The 17,665-nt window shown below is 37.0% G+C and carries 14 protein-coding genes; all 14 read right to left on the minus strand.

Annotated features, from left to right (window positions below):
• Positions 1-305 precede the first annotated feature (305 nt).
• Complete coding sequence (locus CKV71_RS08085; RefSeq protein WP_095105614.1) at positions 306-683, minus strand: VOC family protein; 378 nt, start codon at positions 681-683, stop codon at positions 306-308.
• Between the two features lie 130 nt (positions 684-813).
• Positions 814-2,958, minus strand: coding sequence for a translation initiation factor IF-2 (gene infB, locus CKV71_RS08090; RefSeq protein ID WP_095105616.1), 2,145 nt, complete (start codon positions 2,956-2,958; stop codon positions 814-816).
• A 16-nt stretch (positions 2,959-2,974) separates the two neighbouring features.
• Entirely contained in the window at positions 2,975-3,280 is a 306-nt protein-coding gene (locus CKV71_RS08095) for a YlxQ family RNA-binding protein (protein WP_095105618.1), read from the minus strand.
• Entirely contained in the window at positions 3,277-3,561 is a 285-nt protein-coding gene (gene rnpM, locus CKV71_RS08100) for an RNase P modulator RnpM (protein WP_095105620.1), read from the minus strand. The genes CKV71_RS08095 and rnpM overlap by 4 nt, the downstream gene beginning before the upstream one ends.
• Before the next feature lie 18 nt (positions 3,562-3,579).
• Positions 3,580-4,902, minus strand: coding sequence for a transcription termination factor NusA (gene nusA, locus CKV71_RS08105; RefSeq protein ID WP_095105622.1), 1,323 nt, complete (start codon positions 4,900-4,902; stop codon positions 3,580-3,582).
• A gap of 21 nt (positions 4,903-4,923) precedes the next feature.
• Positions 4,924-5,391, minus strand: coding sequence for a ribosome maturation factor RimP (rimP, locus tag CKV71_RS08110; protein WP_095105624.1), 468 nt, complete (start codon positions 5,389-5,391; stop codon positions 4,924-4,926).
• 149 nt (positions 5,392-5,540) lie between these two features.
• Positions 5,541-9,848 carry a PolC-type DNA polymerase III gene (locus CKV71_RS08115; RefSeq protein ID WP_095107284.1) on the minus strand — a complete coding sequence of 1,436 codons (4,308 nt, stop codon included), beginning with the start codon at positions 9,846-9,848 and terminating at the stop codon, positions 5,541-5,543.
• Between the two features lie 332 nt (positions 9,849-10,180).
• The gene (locus tag CKV71_RS08120; RefSeq protein WP_095105626.1) at positions 10,181-11,881 is read right to left on the minus strand and encodes a proline--tRNA ligase; all 1,701 of its coding nucleotides are present in this window, start codon (positions 11,879-11,881) and stop codon (positions 10,181-10,183) included.
• 21 nt (positions 11,882-11,902) lie between these two features.
• Positions 11,903-13,183: an RIP metalloprotease RseP gene (gene rseP / locus CKV71_RS08125; RefSeq protein WP_095105628.1), complete on the minus strand. Its 1,281-nt coding sequence runs from the start codon at positions 13,181-13,183 to the stop codon at positions 11,903-11,905.
• A gap of 234 nt (positions 13,184-13,417) precedes the next feature.
• The gene (locus CKV71_RS08130; RefSeq protein WP_095105630.1) at positions 13,418-14,200 is read right to left on the minus strand and encodes a phosphatidate cytidylyltransferase; all 783 of its coding nucleotides are present in this window, start codon (positions 14,198-14,200) and stop codon (positions 13,418-13,420) included.
• Between the two features lie 17 nt (positions 14,201-14,217).
• The gene (locus CKV71_RS08135; protein ID WP_095105632.1) at positions 14,218-14,985 is read right to left on the minus strand and encodes an undecaprenyl pyrophosphate synthase; all 768 of its coding nucleotides are present in this window, start codon (positions 14,983-14,985) and stop codon (positions 14,218-14,220) included.
• Between the two features lie 181 nt (positions 14,986-15,166).
• Positions 15,167-15,721 carry a ribosome recycling factor gene (gene frr, locus CKV71_RS08140; protein WP_095105634.1) on the minus strand — a complete coding sequence of 185 codons (555 nt, stop codon included), beginning with the start codon at positions 15,719-15,721 and terminating at the stop codon, positions 15,167-15,169.
• Positions 15,722-15,738: 17 nt separating this feature from the next.
• Entirely contained in the window at positions 15,739-16,461 is a 723-nt protein-coding gene (gene pyrH / locus CKV71_RS08145; RefSeq protein ID WP_095105635.1) for a UMP kinase, read from the minus strand.
• A gap of 135 nt (positions 16,462-16,596) precedes the next feature.
• Positions 16,597-17,478 carry a translation elongation factor Ts gene (gene tsf / locus CKV71_RS08150; protein WP_095105637.1) on the minus strand — a complete coding sequence of 294 codons (882 nt, stop codon included), beginning with the start codon at positions 17,476-17,478 and terminating at the stop codon, positions 16,597-16,599.
• Between the last annotated feature and the right edge of the window lie 187 nt (positions 17,479-17,665).

Raw genomic sequence — 17,665 nt, forward strand, 5'->3', positions numbered from 1 at the left:
CTAATGAATGTAAAGTTACAGTTAAGCATGTAAAGAATGCGTAAACGTTAAGTCATTCATTTCAAAATAAAATTTACATTTCATTTTAGTGCGCGTCTGTGCAACGCTCTTTTAACTGTTTCTTTCTTTAGAATCATTGTTATTACAAGGAAATTCTATACTTTTAAATGGTCACAAGCCTTTTCAACAGTTGCGTAACTGTATAATAAGGAACAGAAAACACCAATTTTTTACATTTCATTTTTGATTGGCGTTTCATTTTGAAACGTAACTACTGCAAAAATGAATCATAATTTTATATCCTCTTAAGCCATTACAATGATATTAAAAAAGTGCCCATCAATATCTTGGAATGAGAAACCATAGAAATTATTTCTGACTTTGGGTGCGTCTTTAATAACGCCACCAGCCGCTTCTACTTTCTTCGCAAGTTTATCCGCTTCTTCTTCAGTCTTCACTGATAAGGAAATTAATACATCATTTCCAGTTGTTTCTTTTCCTATATATTGTTTAAAACGCTCTCTCGACACAACCATAACAGGTGAACCTGTTTGCGCTTTAAAACCAAACATTTCCCCTTCTTGTTCAGGTTGTTGAATAATCGTAAAGCCAATATCTTTATAAAATTTCATGCTTTTCTCTAAATCGTCGCAACCTAAATTGAACCAAATATTCGTTAACATTGAAATCCTCCCATCGCTGTTAGTTATTTCTTTACTTTACCACTATTTAATGGAATTAGTGCTGAGAGGAATAAGATTACGTAAAAAATGCACTTTCCAACTAAGGAAAGTGCATTTTTTAAGAACAATATTATCTTTCGATTTCTACCATTTCATAAGCTTCAATGATGTCTTCGACTTTAATATCGTTGAATTTTTCGATTGTAATACCACATTCGTAACCTTGTGCGACTTCTTTAACGTCGTCTTTGAAACGTTTCAATGTATCTAATTGACCTTCAAAGACTACGATGCCGTCACGGATGACACGTACACCAGCATTACGAGTGATTTTGCCGTCAGTCACGTAACAACCAGCAATTGTACCGACTTTAGACACTTTGAATGTTTGACGAACTTCAGCTTGTCCGATGACTTTTTCTTCATATTCAGGATCAAGCATACCTTTCATTGCTGATTCAATTTCTTCAATTACGTTATAAATAACGCAGTGTAAACGCATATCTACATTTTCTTGCTCAGCAGCACGTTTTGCACCTGAATCAGGGCGTACGTTAAATCCAATGATAATACCATTTGAGGCATTTGCTAATGTTACGTCAGATTCATTGATTGCACCCACAGCAGTGTGGATGATACGTACGTTAACGCCTTCAACATCAATTTTCATCAATGATGCAGCAAGTGCTTCTACAGAACCTTGTACATCACCTTTGATAATAATGTTAAGGTCTTTCATTTCACCTTGTTTCATTTGTTCAAACAAGTTATCCAATGTCACATTTTTACTTTCTTGACGTTGTTGAAGAATACTTTCTTCATGACGTGCTTCACCAATACGACGTGCTTGTTTTTCGTCAGAGAAAGTAACGAAGCGGTCGCCAGCTTGCGGTACATCGTTGATACCTGTAATTTCAACAGGTGTTGAAGGACCAGCAGATTTAACACGTTTACCGATATCGTTGACCATTGCACGTACACGGCCGTAAGTGTTGCCGACTACGATTGCATCACCGACATGCAATGTACCGTTTTGAACAAGTAATGAAGCGGCAGGTCCGCGAGATTTATCAAGTTCTGCTTCAATTACAGTACCTACAGCACGTTTTTCTGGATTTGCTTTTAATTCTTGTACTTCTGAAACTAAGACAATCATTTCAAGCAAGTCATCAATACCGTCTCCGCTTAAGGCAGAAAGTGGTACGAAGATTGTGTCGCCGCCCCAGTCTTCAGGGAATAAACCATATTCAGTCAATTCTTGCATTACACGATCAGGGTTTGCTGTCGGTTTATCAATTTTATTGACTGCTACGATAATTGGCACATCAGCTTCTTTAGCATGGTTGATAGCTTCAATTGTTTGAGGCATTACACCATCATCTGCAGCTACTACTAAAATTGTAATATCGGTAACTTGTGCACCACGCGCACGCATTGTAGTGAAGGCAGCATGTCCTGGTGTATCTAAGAAAGTAATTTTTTTGCCATCATTTTCAATTTGATAAGCACCGATATGTTGTGTGATACCGCCTGCTTCACCTTCAGTCACATGAGTGTTTCGGATGGAGTCAAGCAATGTTGTTTTACCATGGTCAACGTGTCCCATAATTGTAACAACTGCAGGTCGTTCAATTGCATCTGGATCTTCTTCTTCATCATCGAAGTAGATATCTAAGTCCTCTTCGTCGATAACGACTTCTTTTTCAATTTCGATGCCATAATCATCAGCAATCAATTCAACTGTTTCATCATCTAGTGATTGGTTGATATTCGCCATGATTCCTAATAGGAACAATTTCTTAACGATATTAGATGATTCAATATTCATTTTCTCAGCTAATTCGCCTACCGTAATGCCTTCAGTATAAGAAATTTTTTCTGGCATTTCTTTTACAGTTTCTTGCTTAGGTGCTTGTTTTTGATTTTTATTATTCTTGTTGTTTTTATTGTTTTTGTTATTTTTTTGATTTTTGTTATTATGATTTTTCTTGTTGTCTTTTTTATTGTTGTTCTTTTTAGCGTTGCCGCTATTATTATTGTTTTTATCTTTATTGTTATTTTGATGTTTTTTGTGATTATTTTGAGCAGCTTTATTATCTTGCTTATCTTTAGATGAACCTGGTTTGAATTTTTTATCTAATTCTTTGATTTCGTTAGGTTCTAACGCTTGCATATGGTTAGACACCTCTACATTCATCTTTTTCAATTCATCAATAACATCTTTACTTTTTAAATTTAAATCTTTTGCATACTCGTAAATTCTCTGTTTACTCATATAATCACTCCTTACGTTATTCATCTATCATTGATAATAGCTTTTTGGCAAAACCGTTATCCATTATAGCGATATTCACGCGAGATGATTTACCTAGGGCTTGCCCAAGTTCTTCTCTGGTTCCGAATATACGTAATGGGACTTGGTAACTTTCGCATTTTTGGCTGATATCTTTCTCAGTCCTTGCCGAAGCATCCTCTGAAAGAATCACTAAAGAGACTTTTCTCTTTTTGATTTCAGTTAAAATGACGGATTCACCGCTTTTAACTTTACCAGCGCGCATTGCCAATCCTAAAAAATTCAAGATGTTGCTCTTATTCATTTTGGAATCTCTTCTCTGTAGATGAGACGTATGATTTCTTTGTATACAGGAGCAAGCGTTTCTACATCTGAGTTGAAGAACTTTTCAAGCACGCCTTTTTTCTGTGCTTGTTCAACAAGTGCGACGTCTTTAGAAACGTAAGCACCGCGCCCAGGCTTCTTACCTGTAGCATCCGCAGAAATCTCTCCTTCTTTATTGATAACCACACGAATCATGTCATTTTTGGGACGCATTTCGTTAGAAAGAATACACTTTCTCATTGGAATCTTCTTTTTCTTCATAAAGTTATTCACTCCAAATTATTCTTCTACGTCTTTTTTAGAATCTTTTTCAAATGTTTCTTCGATTGCTTCTTCTTCTGCAGATTCTTCAGCTTCTGCTTCTTCAATCTCTGAAGCTACTGCTTCGTCTTCAAGTTCTTCTGTGTCCGCTTCTTCAGTTGCTTCAGCCTCTTCAATTTCAGCTGCTTCTTCTGCTTCCACATCAGGTTCTTCGTCAACTTGATTGATGACTACTTCTTCAGTTAAATCTTCTGCTGGCTCTTCGTCAGTTTCTTCTACTTCAGGAACTGGATAAATACCCGCTTCTCTGGCATCTGATTCTGATTTGATATCAATTTTCCAACCAGTTAATTTCGCAGCTAAACGAGCGTTTTGGCCACGTTTACCAATTGCTAATGAAAGTTGATAATCTGGAACAATGACAGTTGTAGATTGGTTTGTTTCATCTACAATTACTTCAAGGACTTGTGAAGGACTCAAAGCATTTTTAACGAATACTTTAGGATCTTCGTTCCATTGAACGATGTCGATTTTTTCTCCGCCAAGTTCTTCTACAATTGCTTCCACACGTACACCTTTAGAACCTACACATGCGCCTACAGCATCGATATCTGGATTGTCAGAGTAAACGCTGATTTTAGAACGGTCGCCTGCTTCGCGTGCTACTGATTTAATCACTACAGTACCATCATAAATTTCAGGCACTTCTTGTTCAAATAAACGCTTCAATAAACCAGGATGGCTTCTTGATACATAAATTTGAGGTCCTTTTGTAGTTTGTTCTACTTTATTTACATATACTTTGATACGTTCATTAGGAATGTAGCTTTCATTTGGACTTCTTTCTGCTTCAGACAATACAGCTTCTGTACGGCCTAAATTAACGTAGACATAACGATGGTCGACTCTGTCGATGATACCTGTGACGATATCTTCTTCTTTGTCGATGAACTCATCATACAAAATTTCACGTTCAGCATCGCGTAAACGTTGCATTACTGCTTGTTTAGCAGCTTGGGCACCTACACGGCCGAAGTCTTTAGGTGTTACATCTTCTTCGTAAATATCGCCGATTTCATAAGCTGGATTTTTTTCTAATGCTGTACTGATATCCACTTCTTCACGGTCATCGAATACATCATCTACTACTTCTTTACGTGCAATCACTTTGAAAGTACCTTCGTCCATATTTAATTCAACACGGACGTTACGCGCAGCTTCATAATTTTTCTTATAAGCTGTAATCAAAGCTGCTTCAATTGCATCGATTAATACTTCTCTTGGAATTTTCTTTTCTTTTTCTAAATACTCTGTTGCTAACAATAATTCATTACTTGACACGGTTAAATCCTCCTAATCACGTTAAATCAATACTGCATGACGTGCTTTAGCAATTTTATTTCTAGGGATTTCAACTTCCTTTTTCTTTTCCTTGACTTGCGCTTTGATGACAACATGGTCATCAGTTACAGATTGTAAGACGCCTAACCACTCTTTAGAACCTTCAATCGGCGCATAAAGAGAAACAAATACAGGTTGATCGACAGCATCACGGAACGCTTTATCGTTTTTGATAGGACGTTCAGCACCTGGTGATGCGACATCAAGATAATACATTTGTTCAATCGGGTCTTCTTCATCCATGACTTCACTGATTTTCTCAGAAGCAAGCGTACAGTCATTCAAGTCGACACCGCCCTCTTTGTCGATTGAAATTCTGAGGAAGCGGTCTTTACCTTCTTTAGTAAATTCAATTTCTACGAGTTCAAAATTCAAATCATCTAATACGGGTTGAATGATTTCTTCAATTTGTTCAGTGATTTTACTCATGCGAACCTCCTTTTATACAAATAGAAAAGAGCGGGTAAACCCCACTCTTCGTGACTAAAGTTCATTTTTTACGCACTGTAATTATAACACAGTCAACATTTAATTGCCAATTGTTGCACAATGGCAAGGTTTTAACCACTGAGTTGCAATTACATATCAAAAATTGATAGTTGTGCTTTATCAGGAAGGCCTGGCAATGAACCTAATTCATCAAGGTATTCGATAACCTTTTGTGATAAACCGGCTTTTTTATTCAAATCTTCTTTAGATAAGAACGGACCTTCTTCACGTGCTTCTACAATACGTTTTGCTACGTTTTCACCTAATCCAGGAACCGCAACAAACGGTGGAATTAGAGTATCTCCTTCAATAATAAATTCAAAGGCTTGGCTTTTTTCTAAACTGATCGGCTGCATGCGGAAACCGCGATGTGCCATTTCATTCATAATTTCTAAGACTGTTAAGACATCTTTTTCTTTTTTACCAAGTTCCATATATTTAGAATACATATCTTTAACGACACTCTTAATGCCTTCTTTATCTTTAATCATCGTAATTAAATCAAAGTCTGATGCACGGACAGTAAAGTAACTTGCGTAGTAATAAAGCGGATAGTGTACTTTAAAGTATGCAATACGCACAGCCATTAAGACATAGGCAGCCGCATGGGCTTTCGGGAACATGTACTTGATTTTTTTACAAGAATCCAAGTACCAATCTGGCACATTATTCTCTTTCATAATTTCTTCCCATTCTTCTTGCAGTCCTTTACCTTTACGCACAGCTTCCATAATCTTGAAGGCTAATGATGGCTCGAGGCCTGCGTACATCAAGTAAACCATAATGTCGTCACGACAACCGATAACACCAGATAAGTCACATGTACCTGAACGGACTAAGTCTTGGGCGTTGCCTAACCATACATCCGTACCATGAGACAGACCAGAAATTTGTACAAGTTCTGAGAACGTCGTCGGTTTGGTATCTTCAAGCATTTGTCGTACGAAGCCAGTACCAAATTCCGGTACACCGAATGTGCCTGTTTTACACATAATTTCTTCTTCCGTAACTCCAAGAGATTCTGGTGTACTAAAGATACGCATTGTTTCTTTATCGTCAACTGGTACAGTTTTCGGATCAATACCTGATAAATCTTGCAACATACGGATCATTGTCGGATCATCGTGTCCTAGAATATCGAGTTTCAATACATTATCGTGTATGGAGTGGAAGTCAAAGTGTGTCGTCATCCAAGGTGATGATTGGTCATCGGCTGGATATTGAACGGGTGTAAAATCATAAATATCCATGTAGTCCGGTACTACGATAATACCACCTGGATGCTGCCCAGTCGTACGTTTCACGCCTGTACAACCTTTCACTAAACGGTCAACTTCTGCGCCACGTTTATGAATACCTTGGTCGTTGAGATACCCTTTCACATAACCGAATGCTGTCTTCTCTGCTACAGTACCGATTGTGCCGGCACGGAATACTTTATCCTCACCGAATAATACTTTGGTATAGTTATGTGCTTCAGGTTGATATTCACCACTGAAGTTCAAGTCAATATCAGGAACTTTATCCCCTTTAAATCCTAAGAAAGTTTCGAAAGGAATATCTTGTCCTTCTTTAATCATTTCAGCACCGCATTCACATTTTTTATCTGGCAAGTCAAAGCCGGAACCGACTGAACCATCATTAAAGAATTCGCTTTTCTTACATTTTGGACAAATGTAGTGAGGAGGAAGCGGATTGACTTCGGTAATTTCAGTCATTGTCGCTACGAAACTGGAACCGACTGAACCACGTGAACCTACTAAGTAACCGTCATTCAATGATTTTTTAACCAAACGTTGCGAAATCAAATAGATAACCGAGAACCCGTTACCAATGATACTTTCAAGTTCTTTTTCCAAACGATCTACTACGATTTGCGGTAAATCATCGCCATAAAGTTTATGTGCATTCTTATAACTTAATTCTCGTATTTCTTCGTTCGCGCCATCCATATGTGGTGTATACAATTTATCTTTAATAGGAACCACGCGTTCAATTTTATCAGCTAATGCTTGAGTATTGTCTATGACGATTTCACGTGCTTTTTCTTCACCTAAAAAGTGAAAAGCATCTAACATTTCGTCTGTAGTACGGAAATGGGCTTCCGGTAATGTTGAACGGTTCAGCGGATTACCGGGTTGTGAAGCAATCAAAATCTTACGGGCAATCGCATCATGTTCATTGAGATAATGCACATTGCCTGTGGCTACGATCGGCACATTAACCGCTTCTCCCGCCTTCAACAATCTTTCATAAATTTCTTCCATCGTTTTATTATCACGAATCAATTCGCGGTCAATCAAATCTTGATACAACGCTGGCGGCTGTACTTCGATATAGTCATAGTATTTCGCAATACGTTCTACTTGCGACTGATCTTTCTGCATTACAGCAGTAAAGACTTCACCTTCATCACAAGCTGTACCAATTAACAACCCTTCGCGATACTCATCTAACAAAGAACGCGGAATTCGTGGAGTTCGGTAATAATATGTGACTAAAGATTCACTGACAATCTTAAATAAATTCTTCAAGCCTTCTTGGTTCTGCACTAAAATTGTTACATGACTTGGGCGCGCCCGTTTATAGGCGTCTTCATTAGATAATGATTGGTTGATATCTTTATGATTCGTTACACCTAATTCTTCTACCTGTTTCAACATTTTAATAAAAATGTATGCTGTGGCTTCTGTATCGTAAATGGCACGGTGATGTTGTGTCAGTTCTACGCCGTATTTTTTCGCTAAGAAGTTCAAACCATGCTTACCAAATTCAGTATTGATGGTACGAGATAATTCTAGAGTATCAATAACTCCGTTCGTATAATTGCCGAGTCCTGCTCGTTCATAACCTGTATCAATAAAGCCCATATCGAATGATGCGTTATGCGCAACGAAAATCGCATCGCCGACCCATTCTTTAAACTCCGTCAATACCTCGTCAATTTCCGGTGCATCTACTAACATATCATCAGAAATATGCGTCAAATTCTTAATAGTATCTGATAAACGTTCATGCGGATTACTGAAACGTTCAAATTTATCTATAATTTCACCATCATGTACTTTAACAGCTGCTAACTCGATGATTTTGTCATATTGGTTTGAAAGACCTGTAGTTTCGACGTCAAATACGACATATGTTGCATCTTTCAATATACGGTCTGTCGGTTTATAGGCAATCGGTACACCGTCATCTACCAACATACCTTCCATACCATACAACATTTTAATGTCATTTTTTTCCGCTGCCGCAAAAGCATCTGGGAAAGCTTGTACCACATTATGATCTGTTACCGCAATAGCTGGATGTCCCCATTTGGCTGCTTGCGCTACATAATCGCCGATATTATTAATACCGTCCATTTGACTCATTGCTGTGTGCAAGTGCAATTCAACACGTTTATCATCTGCTTTATCTTGTTTAGGTGCTTTTTTAATTTCTTCAATATCTGACATCATCATGACTAAGTCGCGTACAAACGTATCTTCTTCAATACGTCCTTGTGCTCGTACCCATTTACCGACACTTAGTGCTTTAAAATGTTCCAAGTCATCTTTATTTTTACGAGTGAACATTTTAAGTACGAGTGAATCCGTATAGTCTGTGACTTTTAATTCGACAATGTGACGTCCACTCTTCAACTCTTTAATATTCATATCGAAGATGACACCTTCGATTGCCACTTTGAATTCTTCTTCGATAATCGATTCAATTGAACGTACATTGTCCACTTGAATCGGTTTGCCGATTTGACATTTTGCGACTGAGCTTTCGTTATTATCTTGTTGTTTCGCTTTTTCAGCTTTCATCTTTTCTAATTTTTCAGTAGCTTCTTTAGCGCTTTGTTGATCTTCTTCTTGAATATAAGCTTCAAGTGATGCTAAGTCTGCATCTTGACCATCATTATCTGTTTCAAAGACGATTTTGTTCACATCGAAACCGCATTGGCGATAGGCTTTCACTAAACTGCCATTACAAGCTTTGTGAAAATAATCGCGTTCGACATCATTAGAAACCATTACTTTCAAAACGTCCCCTGACATAATCAGACGTTTCTGTTTCAATTGACCTTTGACTTTAGGTGATAAGCCTGTTTGATCGATACAGTGATTGAAATATTTCATAGCATGTTCATCTTGGTGCAATGTATCTTGAACTTTAAAATGCCAATTCACTGTAGCAATATCTTTGAATTCTTGAGTCAAAGCATGAGTGAATAATAAATAATCTTCGTGAGATAAGAAATGCGGCAAGGTGATTTGAAAAAGCCATGTGCGTGCTTTTGACGACACATCAATACGTGTTAGCTCACTTTGTTCTAATATTTCAGGTTCTAACTGATTCGCAATTTTAATCTGATCGGCTAGAACTTTAAATTTTTCTTGATTTGTCATTGCCAAGACAATTACCACCTTAATGATTGATTAAATAAAATTGTAGAACTGCAGGAATAGAATTACAACTCAATTGTTTAAAGAGGAAGTCAGAGGATTTTTGCAGCACTACTATTATGAAAAACAGAACCACACTTTTAAATCAGCGCGGTTACATTACTTACGTTCATTTTTAGAAACTCTTAAATATTATACCAAATTTTCGTTCGTTCTAAAAACTCTAAATCTGTAATAAATGAGTTGTTAACTCTGCAAACACTTTGGTGGATAGGATTACGGTAAAAATAAAAAAATTTCCGAAACCCTTTTAAAGAGCTCCGGAAAATGTTTACTTAAATTTGTGTATATAAATTATCGATATAAGAAGCTAAGTTTGAAACTTCAACTTCTTCACTCTCACCGTTATCGCGACGTTTCACTTCCACGATACCTTCATCTGCACGTTTACCGACTACAATACGAATTGGTAAACCGATTAAATCAGCATCATTGAATTTCACGCCTGCACGTTCTTTGCGGTCGTCATAAAGCACTTCATATAATGATTGCAGTTCGGTATAGATTTTATCGCCTAATTCGCGTTGATCTTCTTTTTTAGGATTAATCGTAATCAAGTGTAAATCAAATGGTGTTACTGATTTTGGCCAGATAATACCATTTTCATCGTTATTTTGTTCCACAACGGCACTTAAAGTTCTAGAAACACCGATACCGTAGCAACCCATGATTAATGGTTTTGCTTTACCTTGGTTATCTAAGAATGTGGCATTCATAGCTTCAGAATATTTGGTACCTAATTTGAAGACCTGTCCGACTTCAATACCTTCTGCGAATTTTGCTTCACCTGATCCATCACTTAAAGGCTCTCCTTCTAAAATGAAACGGAAGTCGCCGAATGCTTCAACATTAAAATCACGTTCAGGATTCGCATTGATATAGTGATAGCCATCTTCATTTGCTCCAATAACTAAGTTCGGTGATTCTTGTACAAAGTTATCTGCATATACTTTGATGCCTTTTTCTTGGATAGGACCGATTGAACCTGGTTTGGCACCGATTAAATTAATAATTTCATCTTGTGTTGCAAGTTCAATATTATCTGTACCGAAGTATGCTTTCAATTTCACATCATTGATTTCATGATGTCCACGTACTAGCACGATAATAAATTCGCCATCGACTTTGAAAATCATTGATTTGGTAATTTGTTCTAATGGACGATTTAAATAATCAGCCACTTCTTGAGCAGTGTGTGCATCAGGTGTAGCGACCTTTTCTAGTTCTAATAACTCTTCAGAGCTTTCTTTTGCCTCATAAGGCACTTCTGCCTTTTCGATATTAGCTGCGTAGTCGCTATTCTCGCTGTAGACGATTGTATCTTCGCCGATTTCGCTTAGGGCCATGAATTCGTGTGTATGGCTGCCGCCGATTGCTCCTGAGTCTGCAACGACTGGACGTGCGTTGATGCCGGCACGTTTAAAAATACGGCTGTATGCATCGTACATTTGGTTGTATGTTTCATCTAATGAGTCTTCATCCGCATGGAATGAATAGGCATCTTTCATGATAAATTCGCGGCCACGTAATAAACCGAAACGAGGACGTTTTTCATCTCTGAATTTAGATTGAATTTGGAATAGTGTTAATGGTAATTGCTTGTAGGATTTCACTTCATCACGTACAAGTGAAGTTACGACTTCCTCGTGTGTCGGACCTAAAGCAAATTGGCGTCCGTTTCTGTCTGTCAAGCGCATTAATTCACTTCCGTAAGCATCCCAACGACCTGATTCTTCCCATAATTCAGAAGGTTGTAAAGCAGGCATTAGTATTTCCACTGCATCGATGCGTTCCATTTCTTCACGTACGATAGCTGTGATGTTATTGATAACGCGTGTCGCTAACGGCAAGTAACTGTAAACGCCGCTAGTACTTTGTTTGATTAATCCTGCTTTCAATAATAGTCGATGACTCAAGGCTTCAGCTTCTGCTGGGACTTCTCTCATCGTTGGTATAAATACTTTTGATTGTCTCATAAATCTATAATCCTCCGTTTCTTATAAGAAATAACGTTGTATGTCATTCCAGGTTACTAATATCATAATTATAATGACGAAAATGGCACCTGCACCAATAATGTAAGTTTCTGCTTTCTTATTCACTGGTTTTCTGAATATCGCTTCGTAGAGTACAAAGAGTATACGTCCGCCATCGAGAGCCGGAATCGGCAATAAGTTCATTAAACCTAAGTTGACGCTTAACAGTGCAGTCCAGCCTATCAAGTTAATGATACCAGTTTTTACTACAGTATCAACATTATGATAAATACCCACTGGTCCGTTCAACATATCAAAGGAGAATCCGCCAGTGAAAATGCTGCCGATCATACCGACAATAGCTGTAAAGATTAATGTGCCTGCTTTAACAAATTGTTGTACACCTGCTACTAAAGGTTCAATCAATGATGAATGTTCTGATTGAGGCTGGTAACCTAATTTATAAGCATATTTCGGATTAACTTTTGTACCTTCTTTAACCTTCTTCGGTGTTAATTCTGCAGACTGATGTTTACCGTCTCTTTCGTAAGTCACTTTAACAGGCTTATCTTTATTATTGTTTAATGCTTGTTGAATATCATCGAATGAACTAATTTTATGAAATCCGATTTGTTCGATTTTATCGCCTGCTTTTAATCCTGCTTCTTGCGCAGGATAATGATCTGCCACTGCTTTAATAGAATTTGTCGGTGTACCTTGATAATATGCGAGACCTACAAAGATGACTAAAGCTAAAATAAAGTTGAATAAAGGTCCGGCAAATAATGTTAAGAATTTTTGATATGGTTTTTTGTGCATAAATTGACGATTGCGCGGTGCAATTTGTATCAAACTGCCGCCTTCTACGAAATAAGATTCTTTCGCAATATAAAAACGATGTCTTTCATCGTCATAAGATGTAATACCTTCAACATACATTTTATCTTTGAAGTCACATTTTTTTATTTCAATCACTTCTGCTTGTTGGAATTTATGTTGATCATCAAGAATAATATGTGTAATTTCATCTTTATCATTTAATTTGATTTTGACTGACATGCCTGGTTCTACCGGCACTTCATCTATGCCATCTCCAGCCATTCGAACATAGCCGCCGACTGGTAAGAGTCTGATTGTATATAATGTTTCATTTTTTCTAAAACTAAAAATCTTGGGTCCCATGCCGATAGCAAATTCAGGACACATTATCCCTGCGCGTTTTGCAAAAAACATGTGGCCGTACTCATGAACGGAAACTAAGACACCAAATACGATAATAAAAGCTAAGATAGTAATTATCAAAATGGGCCACCTCTGGTTAATTTTTCATTTCTCAAAAGTTTCAGTGAGGAGAAGCAACGCTTTCCATGTTGCCCTTCTGAGATATGTAGTGTTGAAAATTTTCAACATAATATATTATATTAATGATATTTTGAATGATGTACAAGCAAAAAGATGGTTGTTGCTACAGAAAAGAGGCATGCTGTTCAGCAAACGCATATTCATCTGTTTGCACTTCTCGCATGCCTCGCATTATTAATTTTGCAGTAATAAAATATTTAAAAGTGGTAAGACAAACATGAAGCTGTCGAAGCGGTCAAGAATCCCGCCGTGTCCAGGTAAAATCTTACCAGAGTCTTTAACGCCGAAATGACGTTTGAATCCGGATTCCACTAAATCTCCTAGTTGGCCGAACATACTTAAAATAATTGTTACCAGCAATATAATCCAAATATTGAAGTCAAAGTCCACAAAGTATTGCATCACCAGCGGTACAAGCAGACTGCTTAATACTCCGCCGATAAATCCTTCAATTGTTTTATTCGGACTGATAACCGGCCATAGTTTATGTTTGCCGAAAGTTCGTCCAAATAAATATGCACCTGTATCTGTGGTCCAAACCACTAAGAATGCGAATAAGATGAAGGCTAATCCGGCTTCACGTGTTTCGTAGAGATACATAAATCCAATACCTACGTATGCTACTGACATTAAACAAAATGCAGCATCGATGAAACTGAAGCGGTTCTTAGACATAACTGTATAACTTAAAATTACGAAACTCATAATAATGAGTCCTTTTAATTGGACTGCTGCCACCCATGCGCCCAAATCATGAGGTAGCATAATTAGAACCAATCCTAATGCGCTAATTAGGCCTGGAATAGAAATAAAACGAATTTTATTCATATTCAACAGCTCTTTTAATGCAATAAGGGCCAAGATGTAAGAGAAATACATCAATAAAGGCCCGCCGATAATTAGTATTGGTAAAAAGATTAACAAGGCTATAATTGCCGTTACCGTTCTAACTCTCATAATATACTCCTATCTCCCTATAATAAGCCACCGAAACGACGTTGTCTTTTCTGGTAAATTTTAATACAATCCATCAGTTCATCTTCGTCAAAATCAGGCCAAAGTTTTTGGTTAAAAATAAATTCACTATAAGAAATTTGCCAAATTAAGAAATTACTAATCCGTTGTTCTCCTGAAGTGCGGATAAGAAGCTCCGGATCAGGATACTGACTGGTCATTAAATAATCATTGATTGTCTCTTCTGTGATATCGCTGCTCTTTTGACCTCGCTCAATCATATCATCAAACATGCGTCGAACGCTATCTGTAATTTCGGCACGCCCCCCATAATTGATAGCAAAGATAAGTTTCAGTCCATCATTTTGTGCAGTTTTTTCCTTAGCGTGATTAATTGCTTTCATTGTAGAAGCTGGTAGATTATCTGTAAATCCAATTGTTTCGACTTTCACATTTCGTTCGATCAATTCCGGGAGAAAAGTTTTTAAGAAATTTACAGGTAAGTTCATGATGTAATTGACTTCTTGTTCAGGACGTGACCAATTTTCAGTTGAGAAGGCGTATAAAGTTAAATATTTTACTCCGATATCATTTGCAGCTCTTGTTATCTTTTTAATTGTTTGCATTCCTTCATAATGCCCTTTAATTCTCGGCATTTTACGTTTCTTCGCCCAACGGCCATTACCATCCATGATAATCGCGATATGTTCGGGTATATTATGTAAATCTAAATCTGAATATGTCCCTTCTGATTCAGATTGATTTTTATTTTTCAGCTTTTTAAACATGGTCTATCCTCCGAGCTCAATCTATCTCTGTTACATTATAATAGATTATTCATGCAATTATCTATCATTTTATCACACTCGTTAATAGCAATGAATAGAACAATTAAAAAACTGTACCAAAGTCTTAGTTGGTACAGTTTTGGTTACAATATTTTCAACTCATTCAAGTAGAGGTGAGATATTATACAGACATGATATCTTTTTCTTTTTCCTCTAATACTTTTTCTACTTCTTTGATTGATTCATCAGTAATTTTTTGTACATCGTCAGTTCCTGAACGTAATTCATCTTCAGTAATAACGCCTTCTTTTTCGTCTTTCTTCAAATCGTCATTACTGTCACGACGGATATTACGAATAGAAACTTTAGTGTTTTCACCCATTTTTTTAACGTCTTTAACTAGTTCTTTACGACGCTCTTCAGTTAAAGCAGGTACCATGATACGAATGACTTCACCATCACTACTTGGATTCACTCCAAGGTTAGCTGCATTGATTGCACGTTCGATATCAGATAAAGAAGTTTTATCATAAGGGGACACTACTAATAAACGTGGTTCTGGAACACTGATACTTGCTAATTGTTGTACTGGAGTAGGCGCACCATAGTAATCTACTTTCACACCTGCTAACAAGTTAGAGTTAGCTCGTCCAGCATTGATTGTAGCTAATTCACGTGACAAACTTTCAATAGACTTTTTCATTCTTGATCTAGTTTCGCTTAAAATGTCGCTCATATTAATACACCTCAAATTTATTTAGTAATTGTAGTTCCGATTTCTTCGCCCATCACAGCACGTTTAATATTGCCTTCTTCAGTAATAGAGAATACATTTAATGGAATATTATTATCCATACAGAATGAAGCTGCTGTAGAATCCATAATTTGAAGACCTTCTTGAAGCATTTGGATATGCGTCAAATGCTCATATTTTTTCGCATTTTTATCCACTTTAGGATCAGCTGAATAGACGCCATCTACATTATTTTTACCCATTAAAATGACATCAGCTTCAACTTCAGCAGCTCTCAAAGCAGCTGTTGTATCTGTTGAGAAGTAAGGGTTGCCGATGCCTGCTGCAAAAATAACAACACGTTTCTTCTCTAAGTGTCTGATTGCACGACGTCTGATATAAGGTTCTGCAACTTGTTTCATTTCAATAGAAGTTAATACACGTGTGTCGCAGTCTAATTGTTCTAAGCTATCTTGAAGTGCCAATGCATTCATCACTGTTGCTAACATGCCCATGTAGTCAGCTGTGCCACGATCCATACCAAGATCACTGCCTGTCTTACCTCTCCAGATATTTCCTCCACCAACGATTACTGCAATTTCACAATCTAGTTCAACAACTTCTGCAATTTGCTTTGCAACACTTTTAATAATAATTGGATTAATACCAAATCCCTTTTCTCCTGCAAGGGCTTCTCCGCTCAATTTCAAGACAACGCGATTATATTTAGAAGTTTCAGCCATTTTCCTATCCTCTCTATTGTAAAAATATGTAAGTGATACAAGTAAAGAAGACACAACAGGTATGTCTGATACAAATGTCTGCATTTATATAGAGATACAAAGGTGTCTTCTTTCTTGTTCAACAACTTAGTAAAATTATTTCATTTGTCCTTTTACTTCGTCAGCAAAGTTTTCTTCACGTTTTTCCATACCTTCGCCTACTTCGTAACGTACAAAGTCAGTTAATTTACCACCTTTAGATTTCAAGAACTGTTCAACAGTTACATCTGGGTCTTTAACGAAGTTTTGGTCAACTGCGCAAATTTCTTGTAAATATTTGCGTAAACGGCCTTCAACCATTTTTTCAACGATTTTTTCTGGTTTACCTTCATTTAATGCTTGTTGTTTTAAAACTTCTTTTTCATGAGAAAGTTCTTCTTGGCTTACTTGGTCAGAAGAAACATATTTAGGGTTGATTGCAGCAATGTGCATAGCAACGTCTTTAGCAGCTTCTTCATCAGTAGTACCTTCAACAACTGTTAATACACCAATGCGTCCGCCCATGTGCAAGTAAGCACCGAAAGCATCATTGTCGCCTTTAGTTCTGATTGCAAAACGACGCAAGCTTAATTTTTCTCCGATAGTTGAGATTGCTTCATTGATACGTTCTTTAACAGTTTCGCCTGTAGACATTTTAGTTTCCATTAAAGCATCAACAGATTCTGGTTTAGTTTCAAGAATATGTTTCGCAAGTTCTTTAACTAGTTCTTGGAAACCTTCGTTACGCGCAACAAAGTCAGTTTCAGCATTGATTTCAACGATAACTGCATCGTTTCCTTCAACTTCAACATGAGTCATTCCTTCAGCAGCAATACGGTCTGCTTTTTTAGCAGCTTTTGCAATACCTTTTTCACGTAGGTAGTCAATTGCTTTATCGATGTCGCCTTCAGTTGCTTCAAGCGCTTTTTTACAATCCATCATACCTGCGCCAGTTCTTTCGCGTAATTCTTTAACTAATTTAGCTGTAACTTGTGCCATTTATTTTTCCTCCATTTATATAACGTAATAATCATTTCAAATATAGTATATCAGTTCTTAATATGAATATAACTCTATTTGCCTTGCTTTAAACTTGCAATATCTGATTATTCATTTATTTTATTACAAATTCATACATACTTTAGTAAATATGCAATGAGAGTTCATTTATACTTCATAATATTTT

Origin of the sequence: Staphylococcus piscifermentans (assembly GCF_900186985.1) — a bacterium.
Taxonomy (GTDB): domain Bacteria; phylum Bacillota; class Bacilli; order Staphylococcales; family Staphylococcaceae; genus Staphylococcus; species Staphylococcus piscifermentans.